This window comes from Kitasatospora sp. SolWspMP-SS2h (assembly GCF_003259315.1).
Lineage (GTDB): Bacteria > Actinomycetota > Actinomycetes > Streptomycetales > Streptomycetaceae > Kitasatospora > Kitasatospora fiedleri.
Map to the genome: position 1 here is coordinate 54,933 of NZ_QLLT01000023.1, position 17,411 is coordinate 72,343.

16 protein-coding genes are annotated in these 17,411 nt (G+C 76.0%); 14 read left to right on the forward strand and 2 right to left on the reverse strand.

Going from position 1 to position 17,411, the window contains the following annotated elements; genetic code table 11:
• The first annotated feature begins 35 nt into the window (after window positions 1-35).
• The 7 genes from K353_RS25925 (at window position 36) to K353_RS25955 (ending at window position 10,102) form a co-directional block, all read left to right on the forward strand.
• Complete coding sequence (locus K353_RS25925; protein ID WP_111555952.1) at window positions 36-3,335, forward strand: toxin glutamine deamidase domain-containing protein; 3,300 nt, start codon at window positions 36-38, stop codon at window positions 3,333-3,335.
• Complete coding sequence (locus tag K353_RS25930) at window positions 3,332-4,609, forward strand: SUKH-4 family immunity protein (RefSeq protein WP_111555953.1); 1,278 nt, start codon at window positions 3,332-3,334, stop codon at window positions 4,607-4,609. Before K353_RS25925 ends, K353_RS25930 begins: the two co-directional genes overlap by 4 nt.
• A 61-nt stretch (window positions 4,610-4,670) precedes the next feature.
• Window positions 4,671-5,624 (forward strand): Ppx/GppA family phosphatase, encoded by a 954-nt coding sequence (locus tag K353_RS25935; protein WP_111555954.1) that lies wholly within the window; start codon window positions 4,671-4,673, stop codon window positions 5,622-5,624.
• Window positions 5,625-5,891: 267 nt separating this feature from the next.
• Complete coding sequence (locus K353_RS25940) at window positions 5,892-6,719, forward strand: sugar phosphate isomerase/epimerase (protein WP_111555955.1); 828 nt, start codon at window positions 5,892-5,894, stop codon at window positions 6,717-6,719.
• A gap of 61 nt (window positions 6,720-6,780) precedes the next feature.
• On the forward strand, window positions 6,781-7,560 hold the full coding sequence (locus K353_RS25945) for a class I SAM-dependent methyltransferase (RefSeq protein WP_233533837.1): 780 nt from the start codon (window positions 6,781-6,783) through the stop codon (window positions 7,558-7,560).
• A 128-nt stretch (window positions 7,561-7,688) separates the two neighbouring features.
• On the forward strand, window positions 7,689-9,533 hold the full coding sequence (ilvD, locus tag K353_RS25950) for a dihydroxy-acid dehydratase (RefSeq protein WP_111555957.1): 1,845 nt from the start codon (window positions 7,689-7,691) through the stop codon (window positions 9,531-9,533).
• Window positions 9,534-9,580: 47 nt separating this feature from the next.
• The gene (locus K353_RS25955; RefSeq protein ID WP_111555958.1) at window positions 9,581-10,102 is read left to right on the forward strand and encodes a hypothetical protein; all 522 of its coding nucleotides are present in this window, start codon (window positions 9,581-9,583) and stop codon (window positions 10,100-10,102) included.
• 7 nt (window positions 10,103-10,109) lie between these two features.
• On the opposite strand, the gene K353_RS25960 is transcribed toward K353_RS25955, so the two are convergent.
• Window positions 10,110-11,303, reverse strand: coding sequence for a hypothetical protein (locus tag K353_RS25960; RefSeq protein WP_146616571.1), 1,194 nt, complete (start codon window positions 11,301-11,303; stop codon window positions 10,110-10,112).
• Between the two features lie 61 nt (window positions 11,304-11,364).
• The gene (locus K353_RS25965) at window positions 11,365-11,808 is read right to left on the reverse strand and encodes a hypothetical protein (protein WP_146616572.1); all 444 of its coding nucleotides are present in this window, start codon (window positions 11,806-11,808) and stop codon (window positions 11,365-11,367) included.
• Between the two features lie 121 nt (window positions 11,809-11,929).
• Here K353_RS25965 and K353_RS25970 point away from each other — a divergent pair, with 121 nt between their 5' ends.
• From K353_RS25970 to K353_RS26000, 7 genes are all read left to right on the forward strand, one after another.
• Entirely contained in the window at window positions 11,930-12,544 is a 615-nt protein-coding gene (locus K353_RS25970; RefSeq protein WP_111555961.1) for a DUF6461 domain-containing protein, read from the forward strand.
• Between the two features lie 187 nt (window positions 12,545-12,731).
• Window positions 12,732-13,559 (forward strand): pyrroline-5-carboxylate reductase, encoded by an 828-nt coding sequence (proC, locus tag K353_RS25975; protein WP_111555962.1) that lies wholly within the window; start codon window positions 12,732-12,734, stop codon window positions 13,557-13,559.
• A gap of 11 nt (window positions 13,560-13,570) precedes the next feature.
• Complete coding sequence (locus K353_RS25980) at window positions 13,571-14,224, forward strand: HAD family phosphatase (protein ID WP_111555963.1); 654 nt, start codon at window positions 13,571-13,573, stop codon at window positions 14,222-14,224.
• 171 nt (window positions 14,225-14,395) lie between these two features.
• On the forward strand, window positions 14,396-15,607 hold the full coding sequence (locus K353_RS25985; RefSeq protein ID WP_111555995.1) for an MFS transporter: 1,212 nt from the start codon (window positions 14,396-14,398) through the stop codon (window positions 15,605-15,607).
• Window positions 15,608-15,743: 136 nt separating this feature from the next.
• Window positions 15,744-16,004: a hypothetical protein gene (locus K353_RS25990; RefSeq protein WP_111555997.1), complete on the forward strand. Its 261-nt coding sequence runs from the start codon at window positions 15,744-15,746 to the stop codon at window positions 16,002-16,004.
• On the forward strand, window positions 15,979-16,509 hold the full coding sequence (locus K353_RS25995) for a DUF6879 family protein (protein ID WP_199528248.1): 531 nt from the start codon (window positions 15,979-15,981) through the stop codon (window positions 16,507-16,509). Before K353_RS25990 ends, K353_RS25995 begins: the two co-directional genes overlap by 26 nt.
• Before the next feature lie 21 nt (window positions 16,510-16,530).
• Window positions 16,531-17,379 (forward strand): helix-turn-helix transcriptional regulator, encoded by an 849-nt coding sequence (locus K353_RS26000; protein WP_111555964.1) that lies wholly within the window; start codon window positions 16,531-16,533, stop codon window positions 17,377-17,379.
• Window positions 17,380-17,411: the final 32 nt, after the last annotated feature.

Here is a 17,411-nt window from a genome sequence, read left to right on the forward strand (position 1 = left end):
CGCGCGCCGAGCCGTACCACCCGAAGGGGGAGCACGTGTCCAGGAACCTGCCGGAGGAACTCGCCCCCGCGCTGGCGCGGACCGGCCACGCGTGGCCGCAGGCGGACGAGGACGGGCTGCGCCGGGCGGCCGGCCTGTGGCGCGAGTTCGGGTCGGACGCGGACGCCCTGGTGGCCCGCGGCACGGCCTCCGCGCAGCGGGTGTCGGGGGAGAACAAGGGCCGCGCGGTGGACGCCTTCGCCGACCACTGGCGGCAGTTCAGCGGCGGCGGGCGCGGCCAGCTGGACGACGCCGCGGCGGCGGCCGCGCTGGTGGCCGCCGCGCTGGACAAGGCGGCCGGGGTGGCCGACCAGGTGAAGGCCGACATCATCGCGGTGCTCACCGAGCTGACCGAGAAGATCCGGGCGGCCGACGCGGCCGAGGCCAAGGCCAAGGCGGACATCGCGCAGGCCGGCAAGGAGGCCGCCACCGGACTGGGCGGGCTGGTGACCGGCGCGGTCGGCGCGGCCGTCGGCGCGGTCAAGGAACTGGCCGCCGAGGCCGAGGAGCTGGCCGCGGTCGAGCACGCCAAATCGAGGATCGGCCAGCTGCTGGAGCGGCTCGGCCGGGACATGGGCGAGGCCGCCGGGTCACTGGCCAAGGAGCCGCCCCTGGTCGCGCTGGAGCGGATCGCCCGGACCGACGGCCGGGGCCTGCACGGCGAACTGCGCGAGACCTCGATGGCGGCCCGCTCCGGGAAGGTCGGCGGGGCGCTGGCGCGGGCCGGGGTGGCCCGCTCGGTCGAGGTGGCCGCCGTCGCCGGCCTGCACGCCGAGGTCAAGGCCGACGGCACGGTGCGCACCGACCGGCACGGCAACCCGGTGCTGGTCGGCGAGGACGGGCAGCGGGTCAAGGGCGTGGACGGCCTGACGGTCACCCAGGGCCCGGACGGCACCCAGCAGTTGGTCGACGCCAGCGGCACCCCGGTCACCGGCGTGGCGATCGGCGAGGACGGCAAGCCGCTGCTCGGCGGCAACGGCAAGCCGCTGCTGGTGGGCCTGGGCGGCGCGCTGGTCGGCACCGGCATCACGCTGGCGCTCGGCCTGAACGGCAAGCCCCGACTCGGCGACGACGGCCACCCGGTGATGCTGGACGCCGACGGCACCCAGGTCGCCGGCCTGGTCGCCGACCCGGACGGCCACCTGCTGACCGGCCACGACGGCCACCCGGTCACCGTGGACGCCGCCGGCCGGGCGGCCGGCCCGGGCGGACAGGTGATCCAGTTCGGCGCGGACGGCCGCCCGCTGGACCTGCTCGGCCCCGACGGGCAGCCGGTCAGCGTGGTGGACGACCAGCAGCCGGACGGCCCGTTCCAGAACGACCTGCCGCACGCCCACGGCCACGGCGGCCCGGACGGGCACGGCACCTGGGCCGGCGACGGCACCGGGCCGGGCACGGGCCCGGGCCTCGGGCACGGCGGCCCGCTCGGCCCCGGCCACGGCGGCCTGCTGACCGACCTGACCGGCACCGTCACCGACCCGGTGTCGGCGGTGACCCAGAGCGCGCTCGGCGACCCGGGCGGCCACCCGCAGTCCGGCCCGGCCGACAGCGGCGGCTACCGCGGCCACCAGGGCACCGGCTACCAGGGCACCGGCTACCAGGGCGGCTCGCACAACGTCTCCTACGGCAGCCCCGCGGCGCCCGCCTACAGCGGACCGACCGTCAGCACCCCGTCCGGCGGTGGCTCGTACGGCGGCGGTGGCGGCTCGTACGGCGGCGGCTCGTACGGGGGCGGCTCGTACGGGGGCGGCGGCCACAGCGTGCCGGACCTGCCGGTGTCGGTGCACGTCGACTCGGTGGTCGCGCCGCCCGCGCCGAGCGCCCCGCCGGTGGTGAGCGGCGGCGACATCTGGTCGTCCGGCGGCGGCGGTGGCGGCGGCGGTCACCGCCTCGCCGACCCGGGGCCGTCCTCCGGCGGGTCGGGCCCGTCCGGCGGCTCCTCGTTCCAGCTCGGCCCGGTCGGCGGCGGTACGGCCGCCCCGGTCGGCGGCGGCATCCCGACGGGCGGGCCGGTGGCGACCGGCCCGGTGGCCGGTGCGGGCCCGATCGGCGGACCGGTCGGCGCGGTGCCCGGCGGCGCGGCGGCGGTGCCCGGCGCCCCGGGGGCCCCCGGCGCGGCCGGTGTCCCGGGCGCGCCCGCGGCGGGCCCGGTGGGCGGCGCGGTCGGCGCTCCCGGCCCGGTCGGCGCGGTCGGCACCCCCGGTGCCCCCGGCGCGGCGGGCGGCGGGGCCGCGGTGATCGGCGTCGGCCAGCAGCCGGTCGGCGGACGCCCGGTGGCCGGCGTCCCGGTGCCGACCGCGGGCGGCGGCGGGATCGGCCAGCACGCGTCCGGCACCCCGGCCCGCGGCTACGAGCCGCTGGTGGACACCCGGCGCCAGGCCGGTACGGACGAGCAGGGCCTGCCGGTGAACCCCGGACAGGCGTCCGCGGCCTGGCTGGTGATCGCCAACGGCCGCCGCCCCGGCGCCGTCGCCCCGCGACCGGCCGGCGAGCGCGAGCGGACCCTCGCCGACAGCCGCCCGTACGGCCTGCCCGGCGGGCTCGGCCCGGTCGACCCGGCGCACCAGGCCGAGGCGGTGCGCCGCACCCCGGTGCCCGCGCCGGACCCGATGGTCGGCGAGTGGACCGAGGTGCTCAACGGCGGCGGCCCCGCCGAGAGCGGGCGCGCCAACAACTGCGTGGACGTGTCGCTGTCCGCCGTGGACACCCTCGGCGGCGTCCCGACCTGCGCCGCGCCCCGGCTGCCCGACGGCCCGGCCGGCGAGCGCGGCGGCCGCGACCGCGCCGAGCTCGAACTCGGCACCCGCTTCCTCGACCTCGGCGACGGCACCGAGGCCCACGGCAAGCTCGGCCGGGCCCTGCTCGCCCACGGCACCGGCACCCGGGCGGTGCTGCTCACCGTCGACGCGTTCGGCCGCTCGCACACCTGGAACGCCGTCAACCACAAGGGCGTCCTCAGCTACCTGGACCACCAGACCGGCTACGCCGGGCCCACCCCGCTCTACCCGGCCGACCACGGCCTCTGGGCGATCGCGGTGGACGCCGCCGACCGGCCGATCGACCTGACCGCGCCGCTGCCGGCCACCGTCGCCGTCCCGGAGCACGCCCCGGAGCGCGCCTCCGAGCGGGCCCCGGAGCCGGCCCTGGTCGGCGCGGCCGGTACGGCCGGTACGGCCGGTACGGAGGACGGTGCCCCCGCCGGGGCCGCTGACGACACCGCCCCCGCCGCGGCGCCCGCCCCGCCGCGCTCCCGGCTCACCATCCACCGCACCACCACCGGGAGCACCAGCCGATGATCACCCGCGAGCAGGCCCTCGCCACCGCCCACCGCTGGGTCAACGGCGACCTCCCGCAGGAGGGTTCACGGCCTGTCAGGTGCCACGAGTTCGACCTCGGCTGGGTGCTCTGGCCCGAGCCCGCGCCGGTCCTCACCGACCCGCTGACCGGCGCCCGCCGGGCCCCCGAGGAGATCGGCGCGGCCTGCGCCGTGGTCGACCGGGTCACCGGCGAACTCGTGGTCTACCCGTCCGTCCCGGTGCCGGTGGTCGAGCAGCTGCACCGCGACCGCCTCGGCGCCGGCAGCCACCGCCCGGCGCTGCCGCCGGTCACCGGCCCGGGCACCCGGGCCACCCTGACCTACCGGGACGACCGGGACGAGCTGCGCTCGCTGACCGTCCACTCCGCGCACGGCCGCCCGCACCCCGCGCTGCGGGCCCGCCGCCAGCTCGCCGAGCAGGGCGTCCCGGCCGAGAACCTGGTCGCGCTCCGCACCGACCTGCGCCTGTCGATGCTCCCCGGCGGCTACTTCGAGCAGGCCGTCGCCGAGCAGCTTCCGGGCGTCCGGCTGGAGTTCGAGCAGCCGTACGGGCCGCGCCACGACCACCGGGCGGTGGCCGTGCGGGCCCTGGTGGCCCGGGCCCGCAGCGGCTACAACCGGGTGCCGTTCCCGCCCGCGGTGCCGCCCGCCCAGCCCGAGGACGAGACCGGCCTGGGCAAGCGGCTGGCCGCCCTGTTCGGCGAGGACGGCACCCGCCGCTTCGAGCAGGCCGAGGTGCTCGCCGCCGACCTGCCCGAGGCCGTCGGCCGCCCGCTGCGGCGCACCGGACTGCCGCGCGAGGTCCCCGGCTTCTTCACCCTGCACCTGCCGGAGGCCGACGGCATCGCCGGGCCGGCCGCCCCGCCGCTGCCCGACCTCGCCGAGCTGCTGGCCGCGCGCGGCCGGGGCCGCCGGGCCACCGCCGCCGCCCGGGCCGCGCTGCTCGGCCAGCGGGTGATCGGCACCGACGGCTGGGCGCTGCTCACCGTCGACACCGCCCAGGGACGGGTCCGCGCCGTCGACCCGGACACCTGCGAGGCCCGCTACTGCAACGCCGACCTGACCGCCTTCACCCGCTGCCTGGCACTGCTCGCCGAACGCCGCCCCCGGCTGCTCGACCTGCCCCCCGAGCAGGCCGGCCCGGCCGTCGCCGAGCTCCAGTGGGCGCTGGCCGCCCTGGACCGCACCGCGCTGAGCGACCCGGAGAACTGGTGGGCGGTCATCGTCGAGCAGCTCTGGGACGGGATGCTGTGACCCCTCCGCCGTCCCCCGCGGTATCCCTGGCGGTCACCGGTCTGGGCTAGGTTGGGCGGTCATGCGACTCGGTGTGCTCGACGTAGGCTCCAACACCGTCCACTTCCTCGTGGTGGACGCCCACCCCGGCGCGGCCCCGCTGCCCGCCTACTCCCACAAGGCCGAACTCCGCCTCGCCGAGCTGCTGGAGGAGGACGGGGCGATCAGCGGGACGGGGGTCGAGCGCCTGGTCTCCATGGTCGCCTCCTCGCTGCGGGTGGCCGAGGACAAGGGCGTGGTCGACCTGCTGCCGTTCGCCACCTCGGCGGTGCGGGAGGCCGCCAACGGCGAGGAGGTGCTGCGCCGGGTCGAGGACGAGACCGGCGTCGCGCTCAACGTGCTCTCCGGACAGGACGAGGCCCGGCTGACCTTCCTCGCCGTCCGCCGCTGGTTCGGCTGGTCCTCCGGCCGGCTGCTCAACCTGGACATCGGCGGCGGCTCGCTGGAGATCGCCTGCGGCATCGACGAGCAGCCCGCCGTCGCCACCTCCCTGCCGCTCGGCGCCGGCCGCCTCACCTCCCGGCTGCCCGGCGAGGTCGCCGACCCGGGCGACCTGCGCGAACTGCGGCGGCACATCCGGGCCGAGATCGCCGGCGCGGTCGGCGGCATCGCCCGGCTCGGGCCGCCCGACCACGCGGTGGCCACCTCCAAGACCTTCAAGCAGCTCGCCCGGATGACCGGCGCCGCCCCCGAGGGCGCGGGCGTCCGGGTCCCCCGCCGGCTCACCCGCGCGGGCCTCTCCGCCTGGCTGCCCCGGCTCGCCGCGATGACGCCCGCCGAGCGGGCCCAGATCCCCGGCGTCTCGGCCGGCCGGGCCCGCCAGCTGCTGGCCGGCGCGCTGGTCGCCGACGCGGCGATGGACCTCTTCGGCCTGGAGGAGCTGGACATCTGCCCGTGGGCCCTGCGCGAGGGCATCATCCTGCGGCGGCTGGACACGATGGACGGACCCGAGCCCCGGACCGCCGTCGGGGCCTGACCGGACAGCGCGGGCCCCCGCGCGGCGGCGCGGTCCGCCGCCCTGCGCCGCGAGCCTGCGCGCGGGCCCGGCCGGCCGCGCGGTTCCCCGCGTCCCCGTCCGCGCTCCCAGCAGGGCGGTTCTCCCCGAGCCCCTGGTTTTCCCGGGGCGTGACCTAGTCTGGTCTGCGTGGTGGATGCAACGGGCGGTCGGAGCACGAGGCGCGGCCCGCTGCCGTCCAAGGCGGCCCGGGCCGCCCGGGCGGCGCGGCGCAAGCTGGACCGGCCGGTGCTGCCGGCCCCGCACCCGGCGCTGCACGTGCCCGACACGAAGGTCGCGCTGTCGACCGCGTCGGTGTACCCGTCGACCACCGGGACGGCCTTCGAGCTGGCCGCCCGGCTGGGGTACGACGGCGTCGAGGTGATGGTCTGGAACGACCCGGTGAGCCAGGACGTGGAGGCGCTGCGGCGGCTCTCCGACCGGCACGGGGTGCCGGTCCTCGCGGTGCACGCGCCGTGCCTGCTGATCACCCAGCGGGTGTGGAGCACCGACCCGTGGACCAAGCTGGTGCGGGCCCGGAAGGCGGCCGAGCGGCTGGGCGCGGACACCGTGGTGGTGCACCCGCCGTTCCGCTGGCAGCGGCAGTACGCCAAGGACTTCGTGGCCGGGATCGGCCGGATGGCGGGCGAGACCGACGTCCGGTTCGCGGTGGAGAACATGTACCCGTGGCGCTACCGGGACCGCGAGGTGCTGGCGTACGCGCCGGGCTGGGATGTCACGGACGAGGAGTACCGGCACTTCACCGTCGACCTCTCGCACGCCGCGACCTCCCGCACCGACGCCCTCGAACTGGTCGACCGGATGGGCGACCGGCTGGCCCACGTGCACCTGGCGGACGGCTCGGGCTCCGGCAAGGACGAGCACCTGATCCCCGGACGCGGCAAGCAGCCCTGCGCGGAGCTGCTGGAGCGCCTGGCCCGCACCGGCTTCGACGGCCACGTGGTGCTGGAGGTCAACACCCGCAAGGCGGGCGGCCCCGCCGAGCGGGAGGCCGACCTGGCCGAGGCGCTGGCCTTCACCCGGCTGCACCTGGCGACGGCCCGGCCGGCCGACTGACCCCTTCGCCGTCGGCGAACCCCCGCCGCCGCGCGGTGCGTTCGCGCCTAGAGTCGGACCCGTGACGGAACAGGGGAACCCGCCGGTGTACGACACCGCGGCGCACGCCAACTCCTTCGGCCCGGTGGCCGCCCAGTACCAGGCCGCCCGGCCGTCCTACCCGGACGCGCTCTTCGACGCGCTGGAGCGGCTGGCCGGCCGCCCGCTGGCCGGGGCCGAGGTGCTGGACGTCGGCGCGGGCACCGGCATCGCCACCCGGCTGCTGGCCGGACGCGGCGCCCGGGTGGTCGCGGTCGAGCCGAGCGAGGGGATGGCCGCGGTGCTGCGCGAGCTGAGCCCGGACGTCCCGGTGGTGAAGGCGGTGGGTGACGAACTCCCGTTCCACGACGCCTCGGTGGACCTGGTGACGTACGCCCAGGCGTTCCACTGGACCGACCCGGCGCGCTCGGTCCCGGAGGCGCTGCGGGTGCTGCGCCCGGGCGGGTCGCTGGCGGTGTGGTGGAACGTCAAGGACGTCGGGGTGCCCTGGCTGGCGGCCCAGCAGGAGCGGCTGGCGGCGGCCCTGCCCACGTACGACCACCACAGCGGGGTGGACGCCAGGCCGGAGAAGTTGACGGGACCGGGCCTGGAGGTGCGCTCCGCCCGGCTGCGCTGGGAGCGGACCGTCCCGGTGGAGCAGGTGATCGACGACCTGACCTCCCGCTCGTACTTCGCGGTGCTGGAGCCGGAGCGGCGCGCCCCGGTGCTGGCCGCCGAGCGGGCGGCGCTGCTCGCCGAGTTCCCGGACGGGCAGGTCACCGAGCCGTACCGGTTGGACGCCTTCGTGCTGTCGAAGCCGTAGCGTCCGGGGCCGCGGGGCGGCCCGCGCCGACCGCCCGCACTGACCGCATCGCGGACACCGGGTCCGGGGACGGCCGTCGCGGGCGTAGGCTCGACAGCCCCCGAGAGTCTCCTGAAGGAGCGGCAACGATGCCCCAGCTGAGGTCCAACACGGTCACCCAGGGTCGCAACATGGCGGGCGCGCGCGCCCTTCTGCGCGCCGCGGGCGTAGCCCGCGAGGACTTCGGCAAGCCGATCATCGCGGTCGCCAACTCCTTCACCGAGTTCGTCCCGGGCCACACCCACCTCCAGCCGGTCGGCCGGATCGTCTCCGAGGCGATCAAGCAGGCGGGCGGCATCCCGCGCGAGTTCAACACCATCGCGGTGGACGACGGCATCGCGATGGGCCACGACGGCATGCTGTACTCGCTGCCCTCGCGCGACCTGATCGCCGACTCGGTGGAGTACATGGTCAACGCGCACTGCGCCGACGCGCTGATCTGCATCTCCAACTGCGACAAGATCACCCCCGGCATGCTGATGGCCGCGCTGCGCCTGAACATCCCCACCGTCTTCGTCTCCGGCGGCCCGATGGAGGCCGGCAAGGCCACCCTGGTCGACGGCACGGTGCGCAAGCTGGACCTGGTGGACGCGATCTCCCAGGCGGTGAACGAGAACGTCTCCGACGCGGACATCTCGATCATCGAGGAGAACGCCTGTCCGACCTGCGGCTCCTGCTCGGGCATGTTCACCGCCAACTCGATGAACTGCCTCACCGAGGCGATCGGCCTCTCGCTGCCCGGCAACGGCTCGCTGCTGGCCACCCACACCGGCCGCCGCGCCCTGTACGAGCAGGCCGGCCGCACGGTCGTGGAGATCACCGAACGCTACTACGGCGGCGACGACGAGTCCGTCCTGCCGCGCAACGTCGCCACCCGCGCCGCGTTCGAGAACGCCATGGCGCTGGACATCGCGATGGGCGGCTCCACCAACACCATCCTGCACCTGCTGGCCGCCGCCCAGGAGGCCGAGGTCGACTTCGACATGCGGGTCATCGACAGCATCTCCCGCAAGGTGCCCTGCCTGTCCAAGGTCGCCCCCAACGGCTCCTACTACATGGAGGACGTGCACCGCGCGGGCGGCATCCCCGCCATCCTGGGCGAGCTCTACCGCGGCGGCCTGCTGCACGAGGACGTCCACACCGTGCACTCCGACTCGCTCGCCGAGTGGATGAAGACCTGGGACGTGCGCGGCGGCTCGGCCTCCGCCGAGGCCGTCGACCTCTGGTACGCCGCCCCCGGCTGCGTCCGCTCCGCCGAGGCGTTCAGCCAGTCCGAGCGCTGGGACACCCTGGACACCGACGACGCGGGCGGCTGCATCCGCAGCGTCGAGCACGCCTACTCGGTCGAGGGCGGCCTCGCCGTCCTGTACGGCAACATCGCCGAGGACGGCTGCGTGGTGAAGACCGCCGGCGTGGACGAGTCGATCTGGCGCTTCCAGGGCAAGGCCGTGGTCTGCGAGTCCCAGGACGAGGCGGTCGAGAAGATCCTGACCAAGCAGGTCACCGAGGGCGACGTGGTGGTCATCCGCTACGAGGGCCCCAAGGGCGGCCCCGGCATGCAGGAGATGCTCTACCCCACCTCCTTCCTCAAGGGCCGCGGCCTGGGCAAGGCCTGCGCCCTGATCACCGACGGCCGGTTCTCCGGCGGCACCTCCGGCCTGTCCATCGGCCACGTCTCCCCGGAGGCGGCCTCCGGCGGCGCCATCGCCCTGGTCGAGGACGGCGACCCGATCACCATCGACATCCCGGCCCGCACCATCAACCTCGACGTCTCCTTCGAGGAGCTGCACGAGCGCCGCCTCAAGCTGGAGTCCGAGGGCGGCTACCGCCCGAAGAACCGCGACCGGAAGGTCTCCGCCGCGCTCCGGGCGTACGCCGCGATGGCCACCTCCGCCGACAAGGGCGCCGTCCGGGACGTCTCCAAGCTCGGCTGAGGCGCGTTGCCCCGGGGGCGGGCCCCGCTCGTGGTGATAATCGGACCGTGAGTACGACGCGTACGACGGCCACGACCACCACCGCGGACGGGGCACCCGCCCCCCGGCCGATCCGCTGGTTCGGCACCACCTGGGTCCGGCGCGGCCCCGACTACTGGCTGCGCCGCGTCGCGGTCTCGCTCGGCGCCCTCGCCGCCACCGCCGCCGGAGCGCTCGCGCTGCGGCTGGGCGTCTCCGGCGTCCGGCTCTCCGAAGCCGCCCCGCTCGCGCTGCCGCTGACGCTCGCCATCGGCCTCTGCTCGGCGCTGGCCGGCCTGCGGAACTGGAAGATCCTCACCGAGGGCCGGGACTCGCTCACCGGCTGGATGGCGGAGGAGAAGTCGCTGGCCGGGGTCTGGCTGATCGGCTCCGTCGGCGCGCTCGCCGCCTACTTCGCCCGCAGCCTGGTCGAGGCCCCCGGCGAGGGCCTCCGGCGGGCCGTCCACGACCAGGAGACCGCCACCTGGCACCGCCGCCGCACCGCCCGGGCCGAGCGCGACGCGCGCAAGGCGGCCCGGCGGCGGGCCTGAGCGCCCGTCAGGTGCGGCTCAGCGTGCCGCACTCCCCGTCGCTCCTGAGCGGCTCGGTCCGGTCGTACGGGTCGGTGGTCGGGCCGCTTGGCGCCGGGTCGGTCGAGGCGTCCCCCATGAAGTCGAACACGGGCTCCAGGTAGCCGGAGCCCATCTCGCACCGGTTGTTGCCGAAGTCGCTGCTGCTCCTGTCCAGCACCGGCCTGCCGGGCGTCACCCGGTAGTGCTTCGGGTCGTAGAACCGGAAGTCCTGCACCCGGCGGACGATCTCCCGGTCCACCACCCGGCTGTGGTCCGCCTCCGCCCAGGCGGCCGGCTGCGCGCTCCCGCCGGTGCCCGGGTCGGCCTTCCCGGCGTCCGGGCCGGGGCGCAGCGCGTACACGTAGGTCACGTCGGTGTGCACCAGCATGCCCTGCTTGCCGTCGCCCTCGACGCTGATCCGGCCCTGCACCTTCACCTGGTCGGTGACCGGCACCGCCCGGGCCGGGTCGAACCGGCTCAGCCAGGTGGTCGGGTCGTTCTCGGCGCTCGGGTGGGCCAGCGCCGCGCTCAGGTCCTTCGCGTCCTGCTCGTCCATCAGGTCCAGGACGGGCTGCGCGCTGCCGCCCGACAGTACCTGCGGGTTCAGGTTGGCGGCGACCAGGTACGCCTTCACCGCGTCCACGTTCGCGGCCACCTGCTTCGCGCTGAACACGCCCGTCGCGGGCATGCCGTCGGGCCCGCCGATGCCGTCCGCGCCGTTCGGCCACGCCTCGGCGGGCGAACCCGCCCAGGGGTGCTCCGGGGTCGGCAGGTCCGGGTCCACGGACGGCGGGGCGCTGCTCGGCGGGGCGGTCTCCGCGCCCACCGCGGGCAGCGCGGAGGATTTCGGCGCGTGCGAGGAGCGCCCCGCGCCGGTCAGGCCCAGGGCGGCCAGCACGCCGCCCACCACCAGCACCAGCAGCAGCGCGTCGCGCACCCGGCGCGAGCGCTTCGGCCCGGCCGGGCGGTCCGTGCGCCGGACCTCCGTGGTCGGACGCCACGGCTCGTTCTCCGGCGGCGGGTTCCTCTTCCACCGCTCCGCCAGCATCCGGGAACGCCCGGACGCCTCCTTGTTCGTCGCGGCGCGGACGAACTCCTCGTCCAGCACCAGCCCCTCGAAGGGGTCGTCGGTTCTCCCGGGACCGCTGTCGGCGGGTCCCGGCTCGTCTATCGTCGGCACGGCCGGAAGTATGCCGACCACCCCCGACACGCACGACAGCGGGGGCGGACGTGACGCGCCGTCAGCCCCTGCGGGCCGCCTTCACCGCACCCACCACGCCCGCCACCGCCAGCAGCATGCCGGCCGGCAGCAGCGAGGTGAACAGCGCCCCGAACAGGCCGTGGCTGCCCAGCAGCCACAGCGCCAGGGTGTTGAGCACCAGCAGCGCCCCGGTGGCGGGCAGCGCCGACTGCCACGGGTGGGCGTCCGCCCAGCGGCGCAGCCGCCGGTCGCCGCCGCCGCGCAGCCGCCCGCCCACGGTGCCGACCAGGAAGAAGAAGAACAACCCGAGGCTCACCGGCCCGGCCAGGATGCCCCATGACCAGTCCAGGGTGACCACGTCCACCGCGAGCGCGGCCCCGCCGACCACCGTGCCCACCGCCGCCGCCGTCCGCCACGGGCCGAGCGTCGCGGCGGCGACGGCGACCTGGCGGTTCTCACGTCCTGACAACTCTCCGTGTCCCATGCCTCCACGGTGCTCCCCGCCGGGCCCGGAAGCCATAGCCGGCACCCCTGAGATTCCCCCTACGGGCCCCGGCCCGCCGCGGCCGTGACGGAGTGTCGGAGCGGCCCGCCACAATGGGGCCATGACGTCGACCGCGCACGACTACGCCTGGATCGCCGACTCCGACTGGTTCCCCGACTGCCTGGACGCCGGATACTCGCTCACCCTGGTCCGCGGCCGTCCCCCGCGGGAGGCGCTCGACCTGCTGGGCGCCGTCCCGCAGGGCTTCGCCGACGGCGTGGACGACCTGTTCGACTGCGCGGAGGAGCTGCGCGCCTGGGTCCGGGGCGGCCGGGACGCCTCGTTCACCGTCGGCGCCCTCCCCGTCCCCGGCGACGGCGGCGGCTGGACGCTGCTGCTGGCCCTGGACCGGAGCGCCGGCCTGGACGCCGCCCAGCTGGCCGCGCTGTCCCGCGGCGGCGACGCCGTGCAGCACGACAGCGCCGCCGACGGCTCCGTCGACCGCTTCCGGCACTACCGGGACGGCGAACGGCGGGTCTCCTTCGCGCACCCGGACGCGGCGGACGGCCCCGACGCGGCGGCGACCCGGGCGCTGCTGGCCGAGGTCGACCGCCCGGGCGGCGACCTGCGGCCGGCGGTCTTCGCGCTCGCCGAGCGGCTCACCGGCGTCCGGATCACCGAGGAGTTGGTCCGGGACGGCGCGTTCGCCCTCGGCGTCGTCCCGGACGCGGACTGACCGGAGCGGTCCGGCCCGCGGACCGACCGGGACGGCCCGGCCCGCGGACCGACCGGGACGGCCCGGCCCGCGGGACCGACCGGGACGGCCCGGCCCGCGCCCGCAGGGTGGACACCTCCGCCGGGCCGGGCGGCTCCGGGGGCAAGATGGCGGCCAGGAACCGGAACCGCAGCGTACGGAGAGGCCCATGAGCGACACCACGACCGGCGGCCAGAAGATCGCCTTCCTCGGCACGGGCAAGATCGGCGAGGCCCTGCTCTCCGGACTGCTGCGGGCCGGCACCTCGCCCGCCGACGTGCTGGTCACCGCCCGCCGCCCCGAGCGCGCCACCGAACTCGCCGACCGCCACGGCGTCACCACCGTCGGCAACGCGGAGGCCGCCAAGCTCGCCGACACCCTGATCCTCGCGGTCAAGCCGCAGGACATGGGCACCCTGCTGGAGGAGCTGGCCGAGCACGTCGCCGCCGACAAGCTGGTCGTCTCGGCCGCCGCGGGCATCCCCACCGCCTGGTTCGAGGAGCGCCTCGCCCCCGGCACCCCCGTGGTCCGGGTGATGCCCAACACCCCGGTGCTGGTGGACGAGGGCATGAGCGTGATCTCCGGCGGCTCGCACGCCACCGAGGCGCACCTGGCGCGCACCGAGGCGATCTTCCGCTCGGTCGGCAAGGCGCTGCGCGTCCCGGAGAACCAGCAGGACGCGGCCACCGCGCTGTCCGGCTCCGGCCCCGCCTACTTCTACTTCCTGGTCGAGGCGATGATCGACGCCGGCATCCTGCTCGGCCTGCCCCGGCAGGTCGCGCACGAGCTGATCGTGCAGTCCGCGATCGGCGCCTCGGTGATGCTCCGCGACTCCGGCGAGCACCCGGTCAAGCTCCGCGAGGCCGTCACCTCCCCGGCCGGCACCACCATCGCCGCCATCCGCGAACTGGAGAACCACGGCGTCCGGGCCGCCCTGCTCGGCGCCCTGGAGGCCGCCCGGGACCGCTCCCGGGAGCTGGCCGGCGGCGGCAAGTAGGCTCGGGCCCCGTGAGCTACGACCTGCTGATCCTGGACAACGACGGCGTGCTGGTGGACAGCGAGCCGATCTCCAACCGGGTGCTCGCCGAGTACCTGACCGAACTCGGCCACCCCACCACCCTGGAGGACTCCTACCGGGACTTCATGGGCACCGCCGCGCACACCGTGCACGACGTGGTCGCCGAACGGTACGGGGCCCGGCTCCCGGAGGGCTTCGACGACCTGTTCCACGCCCGGGTGTTCGCCGCCTTCGAGCAGGAGCTGCGGCCGGTGGCCGGGGCTGGGAAGCTGCTCACCCACCTCCGGGAGCGCGGCGTCCGCTACTGCGTCGCCTCCTCCGCCCACCACTCCTGGATCCGCACCGCGCACCGCCTCACCGGCCTGTCCGGGTACTTCACCGACGAGCTGCTGTTCTCCGCCCAGGACGTCGGCGTCGGCAAGCCCGCCCCCGACCTGTTCCTGCACGCCGCCCGCACCATGGGCGCCGACCCGGCCCGCTGCCTGGTCCTGGAGGACAGCCGCAACGGCGTGCTGGCCGCCCGCGCGGCCGGCATGGACGTGTACGGGTACGCCGCGCTCACCGACCCGGCCAGGCTCACCTCGGCGGGCGCCACCGGGCTGCTCACCGGGCTGGACGAGGCGATCGGCCTGCTGGGCAGCTGACCGGCCGCCGCGCCCCTCCGGCCCCTCCCGCCCCTCCGGCCGTGCCGCGCCCCGTCGGCCGGCGCCGCCGAACTGGTCCCGCCGCACCCCTCCCGCCGGCGCCGCCGACCGCCTACGCTCTGCCCAACAGTTGCGTACCGGCCGGTAGCGTCGGTGGTGAGCGAGGTCCCGATGCAGGTCACGGCCACGGCCGCCCCCACGCCCCGGCTCCGGCGGGCCCGGGCCGCGCTGGCCGTCTCCTTCTTCCTCCAGGGCACCACCTTCGCCCTGCTGGTCACCTGCATCACCGACTTGCAGAGACGCTACGGCCTCAGCGACGGCCTGCTGCCGGTCTTCCTCGCCGCCGTCCCGATCCTGGCCGGGGTCGGCTCGATCACCTCCGAGACGCTCGTCGAGCGCACCACCGCCCGCGGCGTCCTGCGGGTCGTCCAACCCGCGCTCTGCCTCACCCTCGCACTCACCGGCCTCGGCTCCCGGCTCTGGCAACTCGCGCTCGCCCTCGGCCTGTTCGGCCTGCTGGTCGGCGCCCTCGACGCCTCCATGAACATGCTCGGCGTCGGCCTCCAGCACCGCTACGGCCGCAGCATCATGATCGGCTTCCACGCCGCGTTCAGCCTCGGCGGCATCCTCGGCGCCGCCCTCGCCGCCCTCGGCGCGCACCGGGACACCGGCCTGCCCCTGCTGTTCGGCGGCGCCGCCGCCGTCCTGGTCCCCGCCGCGCTGATCGCCGGCCACTGGTTCGCCGGCCCCGCCGAACTCGGCGACGCCGTCCGCGAGGCCGCCGCCCTCGCCGCCCGCCGCATCCCCTGGAAGCCGCTGCTCCCGCTGTGCGCCGTGATGGCCTTCGCCTACATCGCCGACGCCTCCGTCTCCAACTACAGCGTCAAGTACCTCACCGACGGCCTGCACAGCCCCGACGACCTCGCCAAGTTCTCCTACCTCGGCTACATGGTCGCCATGCTGCTCGGCCGCGCCGTCGGCGACCGCGCCGTCCAGCGCTTCACCGTCCTGCCCGTGGTCCGCACCGGCACCGCCGTGGCCGGCGCGGGCTTCCTGATCGCCGTCCTCGCCCCCGGCACCTGGACCGGCGTCCTCGGCTTCACCGTCCTCGGCTTCGGCATCTGCGCGATCATCCCGCAGGTCTTCGCCGCCGGCGGCCGCCTCTTCCCGCACGCCAGCGACGCCGCCGTCGCCCGCCTCAACCTCTTCAACTACGTCGGCTTCCTGATCGGCTCCCCCCTGGTCGGCGCCCTCGCCGAACTCTCCGACTACCGCTGGGCCTTCTGCGCCCCCATGCTCCTCGTCCTCGCCATCCTCCCGCTCGCCCCCCACTTCGCCCCCGCCCCGGCCGAACAACCCGCCCCGGCCCGCACACCGGCCTGAGCCCCGGCCCTCCCCCACCTCGGGGCCCGCCCGCCGGTGCGCGCCCACCCGCAACCGCGCGCCCTTGACGGCCCGCCCCCGGGAAGAGGACGGTGGGCCCCAAGTGGCCACAACCGGTTCGGTGACGGAGGGCGCGGTGGAGCTGGATTTCATCGGGATCGACCCGGAGACGGGCAGAGAGGGCTCGCCGACCGAGTGGGTGGACCGGGAGAGCCGGGAGATCGTCATCCAGGGCTGGACCGCCGGTGCGGACCTGCTGGACGTGATCTCCCGGATCGCGTGGGCGCCCGACCACACCCCCGGGATTCCGGAGGGCGAGGCCGTGGTGCGCGTCCCGGCCCGGATGGCGCGGATCCTGAGGGAGGCATGCGATGTGGCTGAACGCGCCGGACTTTGACCAACTCCTCGGCGGTGCCCGGCACACCGCGGTGCACCTGGAACTGCGCGACACCTACAGCGTCCCGGACGAGGCCGACGCCGTCGAGCGCTTCCGCCGGACCGGTGCCTCCGACCTCGACCCCGACTCCGAGTACTGGCGCGAGTGGACCCGGATGGTGCGCGAGGCGGCCGATCGGGGAGTCGTCATCCGCCGGGCCCGGATCGTCTCCGAACCGGTCACCCTCTACACCCGCTACCTGCACGCCATGACCCGGGTCAACGTCACCGCCGGTGAGGAGGTCCGCTGGCTGGCCCGCCGCGACACCTGCGACCTGGCGCTGCCCGGCGAGGACTTCTGGCTGGTCGACAGCAGCCGGGTGCGCTTCCACCACTTCACCGGCGACGGCGACTGGGCCGACCCGCGCTTCTCCTACACCGAGGACCCGGCCGTGGTGAAGCTGTGCACCACCGCGTTCGACGCGGTGTGGGAGCGCGCCGTCCCGCACGAGCAGTACACCGTCTGACCCGCCGCGCCGAGCCCCGCCGTGCCCGCCTCCCCGTCGTCCAGCATCCGGGCCGCCCGCGCCGCGCTCGCCGTCCGCCTGCGCGAGCTGATGTCGGACGCCGGGCTCGACGGCAAGGACCTGTCCGCCCGCTGCCGCTGGCACCCCGCCAAGACCTCCCGCATCCTCTCCGGCAAGTCCGTCCCCTCCGAGTCCGACCTGCGCGCCTGGTGCGCGGCGTGCGGCGCGAACGACCAGGCCGACGACCTGATCGCCACGCTGCGCGCGGTGGCGCTGATGTACCGGGAGTGGCGGCAGGCACACCGCGCCGGAATGCGCCGGGCGCAGGAGGAGTCGCTGACGCGCCACCAGGAGACCTCGGTGTGCCGGGCCTACGTCTCCAACGTCCTCCCCGGCTTCCTCCAGACCGCCGCCTACGCCACCGCCCTCCTGCACGCCATCACCGCCTTCCAGCAGACCCCCGACGACGTGGCCGCCGCGGTCGCCGCCCGCCTCGAACGCGGCCGACTCCTGCACGATCCACGCCACCGCTTCGTCGTCCTCATCGAGGAGACCGTGCTGCGCTACCGCATCGGCGACGCCGCCGCGATGGCCGACCAACTCGGCCACCTCCTGGCCGTGATGCCGCTGCCCGCCGTCTCGGTCGGTGTCATTCCCTCCACCGCGCAGCGCACGATGTGGCCGCTGGAGGCGTTCTACCTGTTCGACACCGCGCAGGCATCGGTGGAGACGCTGACCGCCGAGGTGACGGTGACCCGGCCCCGCGAACTCGCCGACTACCACCGGGCCTTCGCCGAGCTCGCGAAGATGGCCGTCCACGGCGCCGCCGCCCGGGCGCTGGTCACCGCGGCGATCGACGCCCTCGGGTGATTCCCCGCAATCGTCCGCAATCCCGTTGAGGA